General features: G+C 36.4%; 15 protein-coding genes. All 15 read right to left on the minus strand.

Annotation, left to right across the window (positions count from 1 at the left end):
* Positions 1 to 51: 51 nt before the first annotated feature.
* The 15 genes from ACFIK8_RS04465 to nuoH all read right to left on the minus strand — a co-directional run bounded on the left by ACFIK8_RS04465 (position 52) and on the right by nuoH (position 19670).
* A complete protein-coding gene (locus ACFIK8_RS04465) occupies positions 52 to 663 on the minus strand; it encodes an invasion associated locus B family protein (RefSeq protein WP_015856370.1) in 612 nt (203 codons plus the stop codon).
* Between the two features lie 1624 nt (positions 664 to 2287).
* Positions 2288 to 5788 carry a transcription-repair coupling factor gene (gene mfd, locus ACFIK8_RS04470; protein WP_375636114.1) on the minus strand — a complete coding sequence of 1167 codons (3501 nt, stop codon included), beginning with the start codon at positions 5786 to 5788 and terminating at the stop codon, positions 2288 to 2290.
* Between the two features lie 5 nt (positions 5789 to 5793).
* Entirely contained in the window at positions 5794 to 6081 is a 288-nt protein-coding gene (locus ACFIK8_RS04475; RefSeq protein ID WP_375636115.1) for a succinate dehydrogenase assembly factor 2, read from the minus strand.
* 66 nt (positions 6082 to 6147) lie between these two features.
* On the minus strand, positions 6148 to 6828 hold the full coding sequence (locus ACFIK8_RS04480; protein WP_375636116.1) for an ABC transporter ATP-binding protein: 681 nt from the start codon (positions 6826 to 6828) through the stop codon (positions 6148 to 6150).
* A complete protein-coding gene (locus ACFIK8_RS04485) occupies positions 6828 to 8096 on the minus strand; it encodes a lipoprotein-releasing ABC transporter permease subunit (protein WP_375636117.1) in 1269 nt (422 codons plus the stop codon). Before ACFIK8_RS04485 ends, ACFIK8_RS04480 begins: the two co-directional genes overlap by 1 nt.
* 11 nt (positions 8097 to 8107) lie before the next feature.
* On the minus strand, positions 8108 to 9433 hold the full coding sequence (gene proS, locus ACFIK8_RS04490) for a proline--tRNA ligase (RefSeq protein WP_375636118.1): 1326 nt from the start codon (positions 9431 to 9433) through the stop codon (positions 8108 to 8110).
* A gap of 202 nt (positions 9434 to 9635) precedes the next feature.
* Entirely contained in the window at positions 9636 to 11312 is a 1677-nt protein-coding gene (locus ACFIK8_RS04495; protein ID WP_375628442.1) for a ribonuclease J, read from the minus strand.
* A gap of 46 nt (positions 11313 to 11358) precedes the next feature.
* On the minus strand, positions 11359 to 12168 hold the full coding sequence (locus ACFIK8_RS04500) for a biotin--[acetyl-CoA-carboxylase] ligase (RefSeq protein WP_375636119.1): 810 nt from the start codon (positions 12166 to 12168) through the stop codon (positions 11359 to 11361).
* On the minus strand, positions 12168 to 13622 hold the full coding sequence (nuoN, locus tag ACFIK8_RS04505) for an NADH-quinone oxidoreductase subunit NuoN (RefSeq protein ID WP_015856362.1): 1455 nt from the start codon (positions 13620 to 13622) through the stop codon (positions 12168 to 12170). The genes ACFIK8_RS04500 and nuoN overlap by 1 nt, the downstream gene beginning before the upstream one ends.
* Positions 13623 to 13639: 17 nt before the next feature.
* Positions 13640 to 15109, minus strand: coding sequence for an NADH-quinone oxidoreductase subunit M (locus ACFIK8_RS04510; protein WP_273787991.1), 1470 nt, complete (start codon positions 15107 to 15109; stop codon positions 13640 to 13642).
* Complete coding sequence (nuoL, locus tag ACFIK8_RS04515; protein ID WP_375636127.1) at positions 15109 to 17073, minus strand: NADH-quinone oxidoreductase subunit L; 1965 nt, start codon at positions 17071 to 17073, stop codon at positions 15109 to 15111. The genes ACFIK8_RS04510 and nuoL overlap by 1 nt, the downstream gene beginning before the upstream one ends.
* A gap of 6 nt (positions 17074 to 17079) precedes the next feature.
* Positions 17080 to 17388: an NADH-quinone oxidoreductase subunit NuoK gene (nuoK, locus tag ACFIK8_RS04520; protein ID WP_015856359.1), complete on the minus strand. Its 309-nt coding sequence runs from the start codon at positions 17386 to 17388 to the stop codon at positions 17080 to 17082.
* Between the two features lie 14 nt (positions 17389 to 17402).
* Entirely contained in the window at positions 17403 to 18023 is a 621-nt protein-coding gene (locus ACFIK8_RS04525) for an NADH-quinone oxidoreductase subunit J (protein WP_375636120.1), read from the minus strand.
* A 94-nt stretch (positions 18024 to 18117) separates the two neighbouring features.
* The gene (nuoI, locus tag ACFIK8_RS04530) at positions 18118 to 18609 is read right to left on the minus strand and encodes an NADH-quinone oxidoreductase subunit NuoI (protein WP_375636121.1); all 492 of its coding nucleotides are present in this window, start codon (positions 18607 to 18609) and stop codon (positions 18118 to 18120) included.
* 14 nt (positions 18610 to 18623) lie between these two features.
* The gene (gene nuoH / locus ACFIK8_RS04535; protein WP_375644851.1) at positions 18624 to 19670 is read right to left on the minus strand and encodes an NADH-quinone oxidoreductase subunit NuoH; all 1047 of its coding nucleotides are present in this window, start codon (positions 19668 to 19670) and stop codon (positions 18624 to 18626) included.
* Positions 19671 to 19690: the final 20 nt, after the last annotated feature.

A 19690-nucleotide genomic window follows, 5' to 3' on the forward strand; every position in this document is an offset into this window, starting at 1 on the left:
TAAATAAATAATTATAGAAGACGTTTCAACCAATTCTATGGTGTGGGTTTATCACTTTTGTTTTGCTTTTTCTTGCTCAGCCCGCATACGATCTTCAATTTCTTTTTGCTTTGATTGAATAGCTTGCTGCATCTTTATTTGTTCTTGTTGGAAATCTTTTTCCTCCATACCAGGACCGGTATAGGCTGCTGTAAACCCATTAAGAGAAAATTCAATAGGATTAGCTGAACCACGGAAATTAACTGTGGTTACAACCATTTTTGTACCACTTTTCATAGCAGCTATAAGCTTATCATCTAAGACATCATTGGCAATACAACTTGGTCCATTACAAATAATATAAGGAATTTTTTTAGAGAAGTCGTCACCAATTTTAATGTGAACACCTTCTGGCAAAAAACGACCTGTAGGTACTTGAATACCTATACGTTTTTCATTTTGCTTCCCTTTTATTTCAACAAGATTAAAAGCCGTTAAAGGTTGTCCCGTATTCGATAATACAGTATTCATTGTATTACAAATATCAACATCATGCTGCTTACTGCAAACTTTGTACCAACCTTGTGATAAAGTTTGCGCATTTGCAGAAATACCAGCTATAAGAAAAAGGGCAGCGGCTCCAACTAATACTGAAACAGCAGAATAAACATTTTTATGCGACATGATTAAGTTAATCCTTTCAACGCGCTTTTAAGTAACTTCAAAAAAATATTAAATATAATTCCAACTTAAATTTATTAAATTATAATGAAATAACACTTAATTTTACTATTTTTACTTCAATATAAAAAAAAAAGTCAAATTTAGAGAAAAAAATACGACGAGCTATTCTAATTTTTATACACCCATATAATTCCCCTCTTTATCATATTGGTGTTTGATGCAATCTATCCATAAAACACCTCTGTGCATTTAAGCTAAGATTACACAAACGAATCAATATTGCAATATTAATTAAAATAAACTCCTATACTACTCTAAAAATCTTACTAATTAAACTTTTTACATTTATTACTCTTCATGTTAAGCTCGTAGAGCCTTAGCAACAGCTGTTGTAATGCATGAAGCTTCAAAAGATCAGATAAATTTTACTTTTTTCTTTATGTGATTCGTGTGATACACAAAAATAAAATCATTTACGGTATTATTGAAACATTTCATAAATTAAAACCACTGATTGTCTAAAATTTCTGCATAATTGTAAGAGAACTTTTTGCTAATGGACAATTTTCTGCCCTTGTTTACAAAACAAGGGCGATACATTTTTGTAATAAAAGTTTTATATTCTACAGCTTTTAACCAAAAATTTTAGTTTAAAAATACGCTACTAAAGAAGTGCTTTTTTCTTAATTAAACAACATATTTTCTTAGAGAGAAAATTTATAACTGTTGAAAATATTTTATTTATAATAATAATTTATCTTTTACATCATCAAATGTTTGTTTTTCATAGCTATTAAGAGCCTTCTGTTAGCAATTCTTTTATATTGCTAGAAACTGGGGCTTATCGAATTAATTGCGTCTTTTACTCAATAAAAATCTTTATCTTTCCAATCAAAATCTTTGCGTAAAATAGCACCTATATCACTCTGCAATATATCCGCTAAAACTTTGCAACTAATAATAAATATGAGGATAATTTTCTATTTATTAAATAATTCAGCTTTTCTTCGTATTCTCCTACTTCGTACTCTCTCGCTATATCTACCCTAGAGATAAATTTTTATTTTTTTCAAATAAATCCTGTAATTTCGAACCAAGATTATAATATTCATTCTTCAGATTTTTCAGTTCTTTTAAAAACTTATTTCGTTCCTGCAAACGCTTATAGTATTCTGCTTTAGAAAAATTTTTTCCCAAAATATCTAAATATAAATACTTATCTTCAATAAATTGTATGCTATCTTTAGTATTCTTTCTTTTGTTTTTTAATGTTGGTATTGTTTCTTAGAAGATAAATCAGCGTGAGCGTTTTTATGCCATATATTACAGGGAGTAAAAAACTATCGTTAGCAACTTTTGTAATGAAGAAAGCATGTTATCTTGGCTTAAATTTTTGCTTTTTAGAGAAGGTACTTATATGCACGTTCTATTTATTACAGTTACACCGTCTAAGCTATTTTCTTCATTGTATCAATATGTCTTATGATGAAGAACGCAAAATGAATATGTAAGAAGTTCTTTTATTATAAACTTAAATTTTATTCTTATAAAAAATCAATAACTATTTGTTTTTTATAATAATTTTATAAAAATGAGTAACAATTCTGAAACAACAAAGAAGTTTTTAACCAGAATGTTGTTCTGCCATTTCGACAAGCTGTGTCATAATATTCGCTGCTCCAACAAGCCTTTCATCCGCTGTGGACCAATCACGAATAAGAGCGATACTTTGATCTGGTCGAATTTTTGCCATCGAACCTTGTTTTCCAACCCACTGAACAAGAGCAACACTATTTGCAAAATAATTATTGCGAAACTGTATAACAATCCCCTTTGGTCCAGTATCCAATTTTTCTACATGCGCTTTTCGACACAATGTTTTGATATAAAAGACTTTAAGAAGGTGTTGAACTTCAAGCGGTAAAGGACCAAAGCGATCAATTAACTCCGCTGCAAATTCATCAATTTGTTCTAAATCATCAAGTTCTGTTAAACGACGATAAAGCCCCATACGTAATGGCAAGTCAGGCACGAAACTTTCTGGTATCATCACTGTTGTACCAAGTGAAATTTGAGGAGACCATTGCTTATCTTCATTTAGCTCTCCATCTTTTAATTCAGCAACAGCTTCTTCAAGCATTTTTTGATAGAGTTCAAATCCAACTTCTTTAATATGTCCCGATTGCTCTTCACCTAAAAAATTGCCTGAACCGCGGATATCCATGTCATGGCTTGCCAATTGAAAACCGGCCCCCAAGGTGTCAAGAGATTGTAAAACTTTAAGACGGCGATCAGCAGCAGCTGTTAAAACTTTACCAGCAGGAAATGTAAAGAGTGCATAAGCACGTTGTTTTGAGCGCCCTACCCTCCCTCGTAACTGATAGAGTGCAGAAAGACCAAACATCTCAGCGCGATGCACAATTAGGGTATTGGCTGTTGGAATATCAAGACCAGATTCAATAATGGTTGTCGATAGCAAAACATCATATTGCCCATCATAAAATGCATTCATAATATCATCAAGTTGTCCAGCCGGCATTTGTCCATGAGCCACAACGAATTTAAGTTCTGGCACATGTGTTTTGAGATATTCTTCTACAAAAGCCAGATCAGAAATACGAGGACAAACATAGAAACTTTGTCCGCCACGATAATATTCTCGAAGCAGGGTCTCTCGTATAACAAGTGCATCAAAAGGTGAAATAAAAGTACGAACCGCCATTCTATCAATGGGGGGCGTTGTTATCAATGAAAGTTCACGTACACCCGATAATGCTAACCCTAAAGTGCGTGGTATGGGAGTTGCTGAAAGTGTGAGAACATGAATATCACTTTTAAGCTCTTTTAAACGCTCTTTGTGTTTGACACCAAAATGCTGCTCCTCATCAATGATGAGAAGGCCTAACCGTAAAAAATTAACTGCACCACTTAATAATGCATGGGTTCCAATGACAATATCTATTGTACCATCTGAAACACCTTTTTTTACTTGTGCAAGTTCTTTCGCTTTTACAAGCCTTGAAGCATGTCCAATTTTAACCGGTAATCCTTGAAAACGCGAAATAAATGTCTTGTAATGTTGACGTGAAAGCAAAGTTGTCGGTACAACAACAGCAACCTGATATCCATTTAATGCTGCGACAAAAGCACTTCGAATGGCTACTTCGGTTTTTCCAAAACCAACATCACCGCATATCAAGCGATCCATAGGCTTTCCTGAGGCTAAATCGTCTAAAACAGCATCAATTGCATTCATTTGATCTTCCGTTTCTTCATAGGGAAAGCAAGCAACAAACTCATCAAATGGTCCAACTGGTGGAAGTAAAGCAGGCGCAGCACGAGTCACACGCTCTGCAGCTATACGAATTAATTGCCCTGCCATTTCCAATAAATGTTTTTTAAGCCGAGCTTTACGTGCTTGCCAAGCAACACCCCCTAATTTATCTAAAGTTACCTCTGTTCCTTCTGAGCCATAACGTGAGAGAAGCTCAATATTTTCAACAGGTAAAAAGAGTAAATCACCTCCAGCATATCTAATTTCAAGACAATCTCGTAAAATTCCAGTGGTTTTGATGGTTTTAAGACCAACAAATTGGCCAATACCGTGGTCGATATGCACAATAATATCACCAGAATTTAAAGCAGAAATTTCAGAAATAAAATTTGTATTATTTTTACGCCGCTTTGGCGATCTTATAAAACGATCGCCAAGGATATCTTGCTCTGCTATAACAGCCAAATCTTCAGCCTCAAAACCATGTTCTATCATGATAACAGCTGCTAATATGCGATCTCGTGGTGTTGCTTTGACAGTTTGCAAGGATTTTGCAACATCTATTTTTTTCAATCCATGCTCATCGAGAACTTGTAGCAAACGATTGAGAGATCCTTCACTCCAACACGCTAAAAGCACTTTTTTACCAGCAGTGCGTAAAGATGCGATATGATCAACAACACTTGAAAAAACATTTTTTTCCTGCGCATTACGCTCTTTTACAAAATCATATCCCTGTTTAACATTGGTGTGAATAACAGTTTTTTCCAAACTTTGTGGAATATTAAAAGGCGAAAAATCAATACGCTGTGAAGATTGTTGCACACCCTCCAAAACACGCTCTGGCGTTAAATAGAAAAGACTAGGATCTATTGGGTGATAAGAAGTAGAATTTTTTTCATCATTTTCGCGCTCTTTGCGCGCGTTATAATAGTCCTCAATAAGACGATAGCGCTCAATGAAGGCTTCTTCTATGAGATGCTCAAAAACTATCGGTAAGTTACCACAATGGTCAAAAAAACTATCAAGGTTTTCATAAAAAAATGGAAGCCAATGTTCCATACCGGCAAAACGCCGACCTTGAGCAATTGCTTCATAAAGCATGTTATTTTTTTGTGATACACCAAATGTACGGGTATAATTGCTCTTAAAACGGCTTATGCGTTCTGGTGTAAGAACAACCTCACTCATTGCCTGTAATAAAAGTTCAGTTTTTTGACCTGTTGTCCTTTGACTTTCTGGATCAAATATGCGGATACTTTCTAGGGTATCTCCAAAAAAATCAAGACGTAAAGGTTCAACATCCATGGGAGAAAAGATATCAAGTATTCCTCCTCTTACAGCAAACTCACCAACATCACGGACAACCGTAACGCGTTCAAAACCATTGGTTTCTAAAAACTGAATAAGATTTCCCATGTTATTGCGCTGGCCAACACGTGCGTGAATAAGCTGAGCTTCTATCATTTCACGAGGAGGTAACTTTTGCATAATCGCATTTGCTGTTGTTAATATAATTGCAGGATGTGGATCTTTACGTAAATTTGCTATGTGTGCCAATGCTGATAGTCGACGTGCCATAACAGCAATTCCTGGTGACACACGATCATAAGGCAAACAATCCCATGCAGGAAATTGAAGTATGGGTAAATTGGGCTCAATAAAATTTAAAACTTGTTGTAAATGAACAATTTTTGTTCCGTCGCGGACAACATAGATGAGTGGTTTACCTTGTGCAATTTCTGAACTTAATTTAGCAAGCGCAAAGGCTTCAAATCCATCAGGAACTCCATCAAAAATCATACGAACAGAATTATTTTTGGGAATAACAATTTTTTTAAATATAGGCATCAGGATTAATAACTTAAGCAAATACGATAATTGGCAATATCGCGAAAAAGTGGACTATCAACTTCAGAGGGTGGCAAAACTTCTCCAGTAATCCATGTGAGTAAATCACGATCATCAAAAGACATAATATATTCAAGTTCAGAGAGCGTTTTATCATTCATTTCAGCAATATGAGCATCGACATAATGTCCAAAAATGAGATCCATTTCACGAATACCGCGATGCCATGCACGAAAAATCAATCGACGACGACGCACATCTAATTGATTTTTGTCAACGACAAAAACTGTCATAAAAAATCTCCTTGAATAAAGTAATATAAACTATTCAATTAGTAGTATAAAATTTGTACCTTGCTTTTAAGGAAGTTCTATAATCTTTTGTTCTTTAAGTGTAATTCGACGATGCATTTGCTTAGCCAAAGCGTAATTATGTGTTGCAATAAGAGCAGAAAGACCCGACTGACGAACAAGGATAGACAAAGCTTGAAAGACATAAGCTGAAGTTACTGGATCAAGATTTCCTGTAGGTTCATCAGCCAAAAGAACCGAAGGGCCATTTGCTACTGCACGTGCAATAGCAACACGTTGTTGTTCTCCTCCCGATAACTCTGAGGGACGATGGTTAGCGCGATGAGAAATACGCAGATACGTCAATAATTTGCGCGCACGATCTTCTGCTATGGATTTTTTTAATCCTGCTATCATTTGCGGTACCATGACATTTTCTAACGCCGTAAACTCTGGAAGTAAATGATGAAATTGATAAACAAAACCAATATCATTTCGTCTTATAGCTGTTCGCTCACTATCAGAGCGCTTTGCACAAGAAACACCCCGTAACATCACATCACCAGCTGTTGGTTTTTCTAATAATCCAGCAATATGAAGAAGTGTTGATTTTCCAGCACCAGATGGTGCAACAAGTGCGACAAGCTCTCCACGATTAAGAATAAAATTCGCTTTATCTAAAACAATAAGCGGCTTATGACTCTCGAAAAAGTGTCTTTCAATCTCTACAAGCTCTAAAATAGCTGTCATTATTCATACCTCAAAGCTTGTACGGGATCTAGCTTAGCAGCACGCCATGCCGGAATGAGAGCAGCAAGAAACGACAAAAATAAAGCCATCATAGCAACCAAGATTGTCTGTTTCCAGTCAATTTGTGCAGGCAATTTTGTTAAAAAATAAAGTTGAGGATTAAAAACGTCGACATTAAATAACCAAGATATAAAGTCTTGGATATGATTAATATTCGCGGTCGCGATAACACCTAAAACTAAACCCAATATAGTTCCAATAAAACCAATCATCATTCCTGTAATGATAAATATACGCAAAATCGCACTCTGTTGAGCCCCCATCGTGCGTAAAATCGCAATATCATGACTTTTATCTTTTACAAGCATAATCAGCCCTGAAATAATATTTAAAGCAGCAACAAGAACGATCAGAGAAAGAATGAAAAACATAACATTTCGTTCAATCTGTAAGGCTGAAAAAAAAGCCTGATTGCGTGTACGCCAATCAATTAAATAGACCTGTTGATCAACTGTTTTTTCTACAACAGGTTTTATTTGATCAACAGCATCAGGATCATTTAGAAATAATTCTAAAGACTGAACCTTATCTCCCAAATTAAAAAACATTTGTGCTTCATGGAGAGGCATAAAGATAAATATTGAATCATATTCAGACATACCAACTTCAAAAATAGCAACGACTCTATAAGCTTTCACGCGTGGGGTAACGCCAAAAGGAGTCTCATCACCATCTGGAGTAATAATACGAATATCTCTTCCAACTGTCAGCCCCAATTTTTCTGCTAAGCCACTTCCAATTGCAACACCTTCTTCTTCATCAAACCGAGAAATCGATCCTAATTTAATGTTTTGAGAGACTGTTTTAAGCTTTTCTAGATCTTGTTTGCGCATACCACGAACTAATGCGCCAGAGCCACCTTGAACTTCACCTTGAACAAGCGCTTGACCTTCAATAACAGGCAAAGCAAACTTTACACCATTTGTAGATTCTAAAGAAGAAATAAGAGTCTTATAATCAGAAAAACCAGAATCAACTGTTTGAACAATAAGATGCCCATTCATACCAAGAATACGATTGAGAAGCTCTGTACGAAAGCCATTCATCACCGCCATAACAACAACCAGAGCAAATACGCCCAACATAATCCCAATAAGAGAAATAATTGAAATAACAGATGCAACGACATGTTTTTTATTGGGAATCATGTAACGAAAAGCGATCATCCACTCATAAGATGAAAACCATTTGTCTTTCAGCCTCTTCATAACATTTCCTATTAATTCATAGAAAGTTGGCTGAGTACATCTTCAACCTTTAGAGATTTTTTTACACCTGTTTTTCGATCTTTAATTTCAACTTCATTTTGTGCAATGCTGTTAGGACCAACAATGATTTGCGTTGGCAAACCAATCAAATCCATTGTTGCAAATTTTGATCCAGGACGTTCATTTCTATCATCTAATAATGGATCAAAACCAGCCTCCTTTAATCCCTGATAGAGAAACTCACATGCCTTCGTGCATTTTTCATCATCGGATTTCATATTGATAATCCCAAAATCAAACGGTGCCATCGACTTTGGCCAAATAATACCATTTTCATCATGAGAAGCCTCTATAGCGGCCGCAACAAGACGCGAAGGTCCAATACCATAAGATCCCATAGAGACTACATGCTCTTTTCCATCTTGTCCCATAACTTTTGCTCCCATTGGAGCAGAATATTTCGTGCCAAAGTGGAAAATATGCCCGACTTCAATACCACGCGCTGAAAGACGACTATGATCAGAAACTTTAGCCCACTCCTCTTCATTATGCATTTCTTCCGTCGCTGCATAAAAAGATGTCCATTGTTTAACGATATCATCTAAAACAGCTTTATCACTAAAATCGATTGAACTATCAGGAACAGTAAGTTCAAGAAATTGTTTATCACAGAAGATAGCGCTCTCTCCCGTTTCAGCCAAAATGATAAATTCATGACTGAGTTTCCCCCCTATTGGACCTGTATCTGCACGCATAGGGATTGCTTTTAAGCCAAGACGAGAAAAAGTGCGTAAATAAGCAACAAACATACGATTATAAGATGTTTTAGAGCCTTCATAATCAAGATCAAAAGAATAAGCATCTTTCATTAAAAATTCTCGTGCCCGCATCACACCAAAACGTGGGCGAATTTCATCACGAAATTTCCATTGAATATGATACAAATTAAGTGGAAGATCTTTATAAGAACGAACATATGAGCGAAAAATATCTGTTACCATCTCTTCATTGGTTGGACCATAAAGTAAATCACGCTTTTGACGATCTTTAATGCGAAGCATTTCCAAACCATAATCATCATAACGACCGCTTTCACGCCAAAGATCAGCAGATTGAATTGTAGGCATCAATATTTCTATTGCACCCGCACGTTCTTGCTCCTCACGAATAATTCTACAAACTTTATCAAGCACTTTTTTTCCCAAAGGAAGCCAAGAATAAATTCCTGATGTTTGTTGGCGAATCATACCGGCACGCAACATGAGCCGATGAGAAACAATCTCTGCTTCCTTAGGATTCTCTTTTAAAAGTGGAAGGAAATATTGAGAAAGACGCATTGAAATAATTAACTCCTAATCACACCTATCATATCGAAACAATTTATCACACCCTCTATTCATCTATATCCGCATTCTGAATACTTGCAAATATAACGATCTTACTATTTAAAAATTTATTGGGCTTTATTCTCTATTTTTCTTATTTAGCAATAAAATAAAAATGCTCTTCTCTTTTTAAATAACGTAATATGAAAGTTCCTTATTTTGACCGATGTAAAAAAACTGTACAGATAGGTTTTTTTTGCCAAATTTCATGAACAGCCGCTCTCACAGCACGTCGTGTTGCCTCTCGAATAAGTTCATTATTTTTCTGTTTCATGCGTGGGATATTATAAACTGTATTTTCTATAATATCTAAAAGAATATCTTTTAAACTTTCTCCCTTTCCATTACTTTCAGGTAACCCGAATGTTGTTAGACCTATATCCCCTAATAATTCATGCTTACTATTTATATGGAGAGAAATAGTAACATGACCAGCATAACTTAGTTTGCGACGTTCACGAATCCCTAGTTCATTTTCATCTCCAATTAGGCAACCATCCTTATAGATGCGGCCAACAGGAACTTGATCAACAACTTCTACAGGCTCTGGTGCAAAACGTAACATATGTCCATTTCTGATATCTGTAACAATTTTAATACCCGCTTGACGCGCTAAAGTTGCTTGAGCCTTAAGATGCATTGCTTCCCCATGTACAGGAACAAGTATCTGTGGCTTTACCCAATCATACATCTGCAAAAGTTCTGAACGACGAGGATGACCTGAAACATGAACAAGTGCATCTTCATTCGTGATAATTTCAATACCCAAATCAATGAAACGATTTTGTACCTCAATAATCGCTTTTTCGTTTCCTGGAATACTTCGTGATGAATAAATAACGGTATCACCAGCAGAAAGTGCAATATTTCTCATTCCATCACGTGACAGTTTAGCCAAAGCAGCACATGGCTCACCTTGGCTCCCTGTGACAATTAAAACAAGATCTTTTCGCAAAATGTAACCATAATCATCTTCCGTTACAAATGGTGCTAAACCATTCATATAACCAAGCTCTTGTGCAACCATAATACTTCGCTTAAGGGAGCGCCCAATGACAAGCACCTTACGTCCAGCAGCTTCAGCTGCAAGAGCAATAGAACGTATCCGACCAATATTAGAAGAAAAAGTTGCTATTGCAACGCGCCCTTCAGCTTTGGAAATAATCTCAGAAAGACTGGCTTGAACCTGCTGCTCTGATGGAGATATACCATCCCGACACGCATTTGTAGAATCACAAAGTAATGCTAAAACACCTTTTTTTCCTAACGCACGAAATCTTTTTTCATTCGTCACAGCCCCAAGTGAAGGAGTATGATCAATTTTCCAATCACCAGTATGAATCACAGTCCCCAAAGAGGTTGTAATTGCTAAAGATACAGATTCTGGTATTGAATGGTTAACAGCTATAGCCTCTACAGCAAAGGAACCTACCTGAAAACAATCACCAGCTTGAAAAATATTGAGTAAAATTTTTTGAGATTCAAAATCTAATTGTTTTTTAGTTTCCAATAATCCTGCTGTAAAAGGCGTACAGTAAATTGGAACTTGTAACTTTGGCCATAAATCAAGAACGGCCCCATAATGATCTTCATGTGCATGTGTTAAAACAAGACCCCGTATATTATGTTTTTCACTTTCTAGAAAACGAATATCAGGAAAAACAAGGTCGACTCCTGGTAATTCAGAACCAGCAAAACTAATTCCCATATCAACCAGCAGCCATTCACGAAGATGTTGGGGACCAAATCCGTAAGCAGCTAAATTCATCCCTATTTCACCTACACCCCCCAGAGGTAAAAAAACAAACTCATTCTTATTAGCTGCAACCATAAATATCTCCCAAAATCATTAAGGTATCTGATGGTAAAATAATTTTTTAATAACGACCTGCATTAATAGAAGCAGCCGAACCAAAATGAACATCTCCAGCTGTTATAATGGCTGTCTGACCATTTTTTTGCTTTATGATGCAGTTAAAATCACTATCAAGACCATCAAAAACACCCTCAATGACTTTTTCATCATTCACCACTTTGACATGTTTCCCAAGGTGAGCAGAATATAAAAGCCATTTTTTTCGGATTATTTCACATCCTTTTGGTTGTTTCCAAAGAAGGTAATTTTTAGAAAAATACTCCGTCAAAACCGTAAATAATTGTTCTGCTTCAATATGCAAACCGATATTCTTTAAGCTTGAAGTGGGATAGGGTGCATTTTCATAATTATATTTCACATTTATTCCAATACCAATAACCAATGCATATTGTTGTGATGACAATTTTAAAATCTCAAGCAAAACTCCAGAGCTTTTTGCTCCTCTGAGCAAAATATCGTTTGGCCATTTTAAACTCACAATATTGTCTGTCTGCTTTTCATCTTTTATCAATTGTTTTATTGCCTCTGCCACACTTATTCCAGCAACAAAACCAAGTTGAGCTGCAGTTTGATGAACAATATCATCAATTAATAGAAGACTAGAATAAAGGTTCCCTTTGGGACTAGACCAAGTCCTCCCTCTTCTTGCTCTTCCCTGTGATTGTTCTTGTGCAACAATCCAAAGATTACCTTGATGACCAGTTTGCGCTTTTCGTTGCGCAATGAGATTTGTTGAGTCAACACTATCGTACACTTCAATAGTGTATCCTTGTTCTTGAGCAAAATCTGATAAAATATAAACCATATTCATTAAAACAATGCAGCTGCTGCTTTTTCTGCTAATTCAGCAAACCAAACTCCAAAAAGTGTGTAAAATAAAATAAACAATGCAGAAAGACCGAGACAAAATTGAAGCTCATTCGATAAAGCAACAAAATGCGCTTTTGCGTCATCAAACCACATAATTTTAATGACTCGTAAATAGTAAAAAGCTCCAACGACAGATGCTATCATCCCAACGACTGCAAGTGGCGTCAGACCAGCATGGACAGCAGCAGAAAATGTATACCACTTCCCAAAAAAACCAGCCATAGGTGGTACACTGGCTAACGAGAAAAGCTGTATTGTCATAACAATAGCCATAAACGGATTTGTCTTTGCTAACCCTGAAAGATCATAAATATTTTCAACATTGCCATTCTGAGAGCGCATTCCAAGAATAAAAGCAAACGAGCCAATCGTCATTCCAAGATAAATCGTCATATAAAGAATAACACTTTTTATTCCTAGCATATCTCCAGCAGATAAACCAACAAGTGCATAGCCCATATGACTGATCGACGAATAAGCCATTAATCGCTTAATGTTATTTTGACCAATTGCAGCAAATGCACCAAGTATCATTGATGCAATCGCCATGAAGACCAAAATTTGTTGCCATGCAGGCATCACATTATCAACATGCCCTAGGGGAATAAAGGTCATCACAATAATACGGATGATTAAAGCCATTGCAGCAACTTTAGGGGCACCAGCAAAAAATGCTGTAATCGGTGTTGGCGCTCCTTCATAAACATCAGGTGTCCACATATGAAATGGAACAGCAGAAATTTTGAAAGCCAAACCAGCTAAAATAAAAACAATTCCAAAGATAACTCCCAATTGCAAATTTTCACTTTTTAAAGCAACAGCAATTTCGTGAAAACCAATTTGACCCGTAAAACCATAAAGCAATGAAATGCCATAAAGCAGCAATCCTGAAGATAATGCTCCTAAAACAAAGTATTTTATACCGGCTTCAGAAGATTTTACATTATTACGATTAATCGCTGCTAAAACATATAAAGCTAAAGATTGCAGTTCTAACCCCATATAAAGTGACAGCATATTACCCGCTGAAATCATAAACATCATTCCAAGGGTTGCTAAAAGAACAAGCACTGGAAATTCAAATATATTAAACTTTTGTGCATTGGCAAAACCAACAGACATGATAAGAGAAAAGAGTGCACCAATAAGCATTAAAATTTTCATATAACGACTAAAGGAATCGATAACGAGCGCATTGGTTTGAAATGAACCATTTTTCGGAAAAACTATAAGAATAATAATGGTTGCCACAAGAAGTGCCATGGCTAAACCTGTCACTGTTAAAGAAGCACGTGTATTGGAATAAACACCAATCATAAGCAACACGACAGCTCCTAATGCGATTAAAAGCTCCGGAAGAATTAAGACTAATTGCGCTATTATTTCAGTTTGCATGTGCGTTCTTCCCTTATCTAGTGCAGTTTATTGATGAGGGTTTCTACGGAAAACGCCGTTGCTTTAAGAATAGGCGTTGGATAGATACCAAAGAATATTGTAAGAATAACCATTGGATAAAGGATGAATTTTTCTCTTAAAGAAAGATCTATTAATACTTTTAAATTCTCTTTATCCAAGGAACCAAACACCACACGCCGGTAAAGATAAAGGGCATAGGCTGCCGATAAGATAACACCTGTTGTTGCTAAAACAACAACCAATTTATTTACTTGAAAAACACCTATTAAGGTTAAAAATTCACCCAAAAATCCTGAGCTTCCAGGCAAACCAACATTTGCCATAGTAAAAATTAAGAAAACAACAGCATATTTAGGCATATTATTCACTAAACCACCAAACGCTGAAATTTCACGTGTATGCAAGCGATCATAGATAACCCCAACACAAAGAAACAACGCTGCTGAAACAATTCCATGGGATAGCATCTGATAAATAGCCCCTTGTATCCCTTGTTCATTCGCAGAAAAAATGCCCATTGTCACATACCCCATATGCGCTATTGAAGAATAAGCAATAAGCTTTTTGATGTCATTTTGAACAAGTGCAACCAACGACGTATAAATAATAGCGATAAGCGATAATGTAAAAATCAAAGGTGCAAAATCTGCTGAAGCGATAGGAAACATAGGCAAAGAAAAACGAAGAAAACCATACCCACCTAATTTGAGTAAGACACCAGCTAAAATAACGGAACCCGCTGTCGGTGCTTCCACGTGAGCATCAGGGAGCCATGTATGAACTGGCCACATTGGCATTTTAACTGCGAAAGAAGCAAAAAATGCAAGCCATAACCATATTTGCATATGAGCAGGAAACTGGTAATTGAGTAAAGTTGGTATATCAAGTGTCCCAGCCTCCCAATACATAGCCATAAGAGCAACCAGCATAAGCACTGAACCAAGTAAAGTATATAAGAAAAACTTTATACTTGCATAAACACGACGTGCTCCACCCCATACACCTATAATGATAAACATTGGAATAAGGCTGCCTTCAAAAAAAACATAGAATAGCATTGCATCAAGAGCACAAAAAACGCCAATAATCGCAACTTCTAGAAGAAGAAATGCAATCATATAAGCCTTTAATCTCTCTTTAACATTTTCCCAACTTGCTAAAATACAAAAAGGCAAAAGAAAAGCCGAGAGAACAACAAAAAGAATAGAAATACCATCAACCCCCATATGATAGCTAATGCCCCCTCCTAACCAACTGGACTTTTCAACCATTTGAAAATTTGGGTTGCTAGAATCAAATCCTATCCAAATAATTAAAGAAATAATAAAAACAAATAAAGTCGTAAAAAATGCAACATTACGTATATTATGGCGTGCTACTTCACTATCATCTTTGATAAACAAAATCAGAAGCACACCAACAAGTGGCAAAAATGTAACCGTAGAAAGAATAGGCCAATCGGTCATTAGTTTACGCCCCCGATCATCATCCATGTAATGAGTAATGCAACGCCGATAAGCATTGCAAATGCATAGTGGTAAAGATAGCCTGTTTGCAATCGAACAATTCTATTTGTAATATCAACAACACGCGCTGCGATACCATTAGGACCTAGACCATCAATAATCTTACCGTCTCCCACTTTCCAAAGAAAAGAACCAATTCTAAAGGTAGGACGAACAAACAAAAAGTTATATAATTGATCGAAATACCATTTTTGGTAAAGAAAATTATATGCTCCTGGCATAATACGAACCATTTTCTTAGGAAGAGATGGAATAGAAACATAAAATAAATAAGCTAAAATAAACCCAAGAACCATCGCTATAAATGGCGACCATTTTACCCAATTAAAGACATGGTGGGCATCATGAAGAATGTGATTGTGGCTGCTTGTAAATAATGCTCCCTTCCAAAAAGCATTATACAAGTCACCAAAAAAGTAAGGTTGGAAAACGACACCAGAAAATATTGCTCCAATAGATAAAAGAAAGAGTGGAATCAACATAACTGGAGGTGATTCATGAACATGATGCATAACATCAACTGTTGCCCGTGGTTTACCATGGAATGTCATAAAGATAAGCCGCCATGAATAGAAACTTGTTAATAAAGCTGAAAAAACAAGAAGATAAAAAGCATATCCTGAAGCAATATTATGGGATACAAAAGCAGACTCTATAATCGCATCTTTTGAGAAAAAACCTGCAGTCCCGAAAAGTGTTCCTGGAATTCCAACACCTGTCAATGCAATGGTCCCGACCATCATCATCCAATAGGTGACTTTTATATGTTTGCGTAACCCACCCATTTTTCGCATATCTTGTTCATCAGATACAGCATGAATGACAGAACCTGCACCAAGAAACAATAAGGCTTTAAAAAAAGCATGCGTAAAAAGATGAAAGACAGCAGCGCCATAAGCTCCAACACCTAAAGCCACAAACATATAACCGAGCTGAGAGCATGTAGAATAAGCAATAACACGTTTAATATCATTCTGCACCAACCCCACAGTTGCTGCAAAAAACGCTGTTGTTGCTCCAACAATAATAATCACGGTCAAAGCAGTTGAAGAAAGTTCAAAAATTGGCGACATACGCGCAACCATAAAAACACCAGCCGTTACCATTGTAGCGGCATGAATAAGCGCTGATACAGGGGTTGGTCCTTCCATTGCATCAGGCAGCCAAGTATGTAAAAGAAATTGTGCTGATTTTCCCATCGCACCAATAAATAATAAAAGGCATGTAATGGTAATTGCCGTCTGCCCATCAAATTGCCAACCTAAAAATGTCATATTTTGTATAAAGTTATTGTTTGCAGCTTTTGCAAAAATGGAAGCAAAATCAACCGATTGGAATAAAACAAAAATACTAAAGATTCCTAAGAGAAAACCAAAGTCTCCAACACGATTAACTACAAAAGCTTTCATTGCGGCCTTATTAGCAGAATCACGCTGAAACCAAAAACCAATGAGTAAATAAGAAGCAAGTCCGACACCTTCCCATCCAAAAAACATCTGAATCAAATTATTGGATGTGACCAACATAAGCATCATAAATGTAAACAAAGAAAGATAAGAAAAAAAACGAGACCTTGAAGGGTCATGGTGCATATAACCAATTGAATAAATATGTACCAATGCCGAAACACTGTTCACAACAATAAGCATGACAGCTGTTAATACATCAACATGTAAAGCCCAATTAAAGCTTAAGTCACCAATAGTAAGCCAATGTAATACCAAGACATCAATCGCTGGAATATGACCAAGTGCAATACTGAAAAATGCTATCCACGATAATATGGCAACAACAAGCATAAAGCTACATGTTATCAATTCACTCGCACGATCTCCTATCGTTTTTCCACCTAGTGCAGCAATTAAAAAACCCAAAAGCGGAAGAAAGACAATCGTATAATACATCACTGGTTAGCCTTTCATTACATTAACATCTTCAACCGCAATGGAACCACGATTACGGAAAAAAACGACCAGAATTGCTAAACCAATGGCAGCTTCAGCAGCTGCTACGGTTAAGACAAACAAAGCGAATATCTGACCAACGAGATCATGAAGAAATGCTGAAAATGCAACAAAATTGAGATTAACTGAAAGCAATATAAGCTCAATGGACATCAAGATAATAATTACGTTTTTTCTGTTGAGAAAAATTCCAGCAATACCAATTGTAAACATCAAAGCAGAAACAGTGAGATAATGTGTAATATCAATATACATCTACATAGCCCCCCTTACATACCTTTGCCTGATTCAACTTGTTTGATTTCAATGGCACTTTCTACCGTTCTAGAAACTTGCTCCGCAATAGATTGCCGCTTTACTCCTAATTTATGACGAAGTGTTAAAACAATAGCCCCAATCATTGCAACCAATAAAATCATTCCAGCAATTTGAAAATAAAAAACATAATCCGTATAGAGAATATCACCTAATGCTTGTGTATTTGTTCGCTGCGCTAAATCTGGCATTGGTTGGGTAACATGCGTTCTCAAGTCTGGAGAAAAATAGCTACTCACAAAAACAACAATCAATTCTACAGCGATAATAACACCAATAAGAGCTCCAATAGGAGCATACCGAAGAGTTCCACTCTTTAATTCAGCAAAATCAACGTCAAGCATCATAACGACAAATAAAAATAAAACAGCGACAGCTCCAACATACACAACAAGCAGAATAAGCCCTAAAAACTCTGCTCCTGCAAGCAAAAATAAAGCCGCTGCATTAAAAAATGCGAGGATTAAAAACAAAACAGAATGCACTGGATTGCGTGCTGTAATAACAATAACTGCACTTGTTAGCATAATAAAAGCAAACAAATAGAAAAATGCCGCCGCTAGATCTGTTAGCATAGGCCTCTCCTCAAATATTCAAACAATTGGTATAAACTTCATACCAGATTACAATTTATCGGAAAAATATCCGACACCTCATTTAACGATACACTTAACGATAAGGCGCATCCATCAATATATTTCGAGCAATTTCTCGCTCCCAACGATCTCCATTCATTAAAAGCTTTTCTTTATCATAATAGAGTTCTTCACGCGTTTCTGTTGCAAATTCAAAATTTGGACCTTCAACAATAGCCTCTACCGGACAAGCCTCTTGACAAAAACCGCAGTAGATACACTTAACCATATCGATATCATAACGAACAGTTCTACGCGTACCATCATTACGTCGCGGTCCAGCCTCAATTGTAATCGCTTGCGCAGGGCAAATTGCTTCACATAATTTACAAGCAATACACCGTTCTTCACCATTTGGATAGCGACGCAATGCATGCTCACCGCGAAAACGCTGAGATACAAAACCTTTTTCATAAGGATAATTAATCGTGGGCTTTGGTGAAAAAAATTGACGCATGGCTAAGAAAAAAGCACTCACAAATTCCAATAGAAGAAGTGACTTTGCCGCATGAATAAAACCTGACATCGTAAAATCTCCTCTTAAACGAAATCCGTAAACTTTAAAAAAGCAGCAGTTATCACAACCATTGCTAGTGAGAGAGGAAGAAAAACCTTCCAACCAAGCCGCATGAGCTGATCATAGCGATAACGTGGAACAAATGCTTTAACCATAGCAAACCAAAAAAATACAAAACAGACTTTTAAAACAAACCAAATGATACCAGGAACCCAATTAAGCCACCAAACATCTAAGGGTGGCAGCCAACCGCCTAAAAATAGAATGGTTGTTAATGCGCACATTAAAACAATCGCAACATATTCACCAAGAAAGAAAAGCATGTAAGGCGTTGAAGAATATTCTACCATATGACCAGCTACAAGTTCAGATTCAGCTTCAACCAAATCAAAAGGAGGACGGTTTGTCTCTGCGAGCGCAGAAATAAAAAATATAATAAACATTGGAAAAAGGACCAACCAGTTCCAATCGAGAAAGCTGTTAAAAGGAAGACCAAGAGTTGTACCAATTCCAGAACTTTGTTTATGAACAATTGTTGTAAGATCCAATGAACCACTCACTAAAATGACGGTTACAAGCACAAACCCAATTGAAACCTCATAAGAAACCATCTGTGCAGCGGAACGAAGAGCCCCTAAGAAAGGATATTTAGAGTTTGACGCCCACCCCCCCATAATGACACCGTAAACTTCAAGAGATGAAATAGCCAAGATATAAAGCAAACCAACATTAATTTTTGCAACTTCCCAGCCCTCATTGACAGGAATAACAGCCCAAGTTGATAAAGCAAGTGTCGCTGAAACAAAAGGAGCCAAAAGAAAAACACCCTTATTTGCACCTGCAGGGATAATAGGCTCCTTAACAACAAATTTAATTAAATCTGCAAAAGACTGTAACAAACCCCATGGACCAACAACGTTTGGTCCACGACGCAATTGTACCGCAGCCCAAATCTTTCTATCTGCGTAAAGAAGATAAGCAACTAAGATCAAAAGAACGACCAAAAGAAGAAGTGTTTTTCCAACTATAATGAGTAATGGCAACAGCCAAGTCATAAAGAAATCATACATCATTATTCCTTTTCCTTTGC

The sequence above is a fragment of the Bartonella sp. MR168JLCBS genome (genome assembly GCF_042194175.1).

What these genes read in the sequence shown, in the direction of transcription:
- ACFIK8_RS04465 (WP_015856370.1), bottom strand. Translation starts at nt 663, where the DNA reads ATGTCGCATAAAAATGTTTATTCTGCTGTTTCAGTATTAGTTGGAGCC.
- mfd (WP_375636114.1), bottom strand. Translation starts at nt 5,788, where the DNA reads ATGCCTATATTTAAAAAAATTGTTATTCCCAAAAATAATTCTGTTCGT.
- ACFIK8_RS04475 (WP_375636115.1), bottom strand. Translation starts at nt 6,081, where the DNA reads ATGACAGTTTTTGTCGTTGACAAAAATCAATTAGATGTGCGTCGTCGT.
- ACFIK8_RS04480 (WP_375636116.1), bottom strand. Translation starts at nt 6,828, where the DNA reads ATGACAGCTATTTTAGAGCTTGTAGAGATTGAAAGACACTTTTTCGAG.
- ACFIK8_RS04485 (WP_375636117.1), bottom strand. Translation starts at nt 8,096, where the DNA reads ATGAAGAGGCTGAAAGACAAATGGTTTTCATCTTATGAGTGGATGATC.
- proS (WP_375636118.1), bottom strand. Translation starts at nt 9,433, where the DNA reads ATGCGTCTTTCTCAATATTTCCTTCCACTTTTAAAAGAGAATCCTAAG.
- ACFIK8_RS04495 (WP_375628442.1), bottom strand. Translation starts at nt 11,312, where the DNA reads ATGGTTGCAGCTAATAAGAATGAGTTTGTTTTTTTACCTCTGGGGGGT.
- ACFIK8_RS04500 (WP_375636119.1), bottom strand. Translation starts at nt 12,168, where the DNA reads ATGAATATGGTTTATATTTTATCAGATTTTGCTCAAGAACAAGGATAC.
- nuoN (WP_015856362.1), bottom strand. Translation starts at nt 13,622, where the DNA reads ATGCAAACTGAAATAATAGCGCAATTAGTCTTAATTCTTCCGGAGCTT.
- ACFIK8_RS04510 (WP_273787991.1), bottom strand. Translation starts at nt 15,109, where the DNA reads ATGACCGATTGGCCTATTCTTTCTACGGTTACATTTTTGCCACTTGTT.
- nuoL (WP_375636127.1), bottom strand. Translation starts at nt 17,073, where the DNA reads ATGTATTATACGATTGTCTTTCTTCCGCTTTTGGGTTTTTTAATTGCT.
- nuoK (WP_015856359.1), bottom strand. Translation starts at nt 17,388, where the DNA reads ATGTATATTGATATTACACATTATCTCACTGTTTCTGCTTTGATGTTT.
- ACFIK8_RS04525 (WP_375636120.1), bottom strand. Translation starts at nt 18,023, where the DNA reads ATGCTAACAGATCTAGCGGCGGCATTTTTCTATTTGTTTGCTTTTATT.
- nuoI (WP_375636121.1), bottom strand. Translation starts at nt 18,609, where the DNA reads ATGTCAGGTTTTATTCATGCGGCAAAGTCACTTCTTCTATTGGAATTT.
- nuoH (WP_375644851.1), bottom strand. Translation starts at nt 19,670, where the DNA reads ATGTATGATTTCTTTATGACTTGGCTGTTGCCATTACTCATTATAGTT.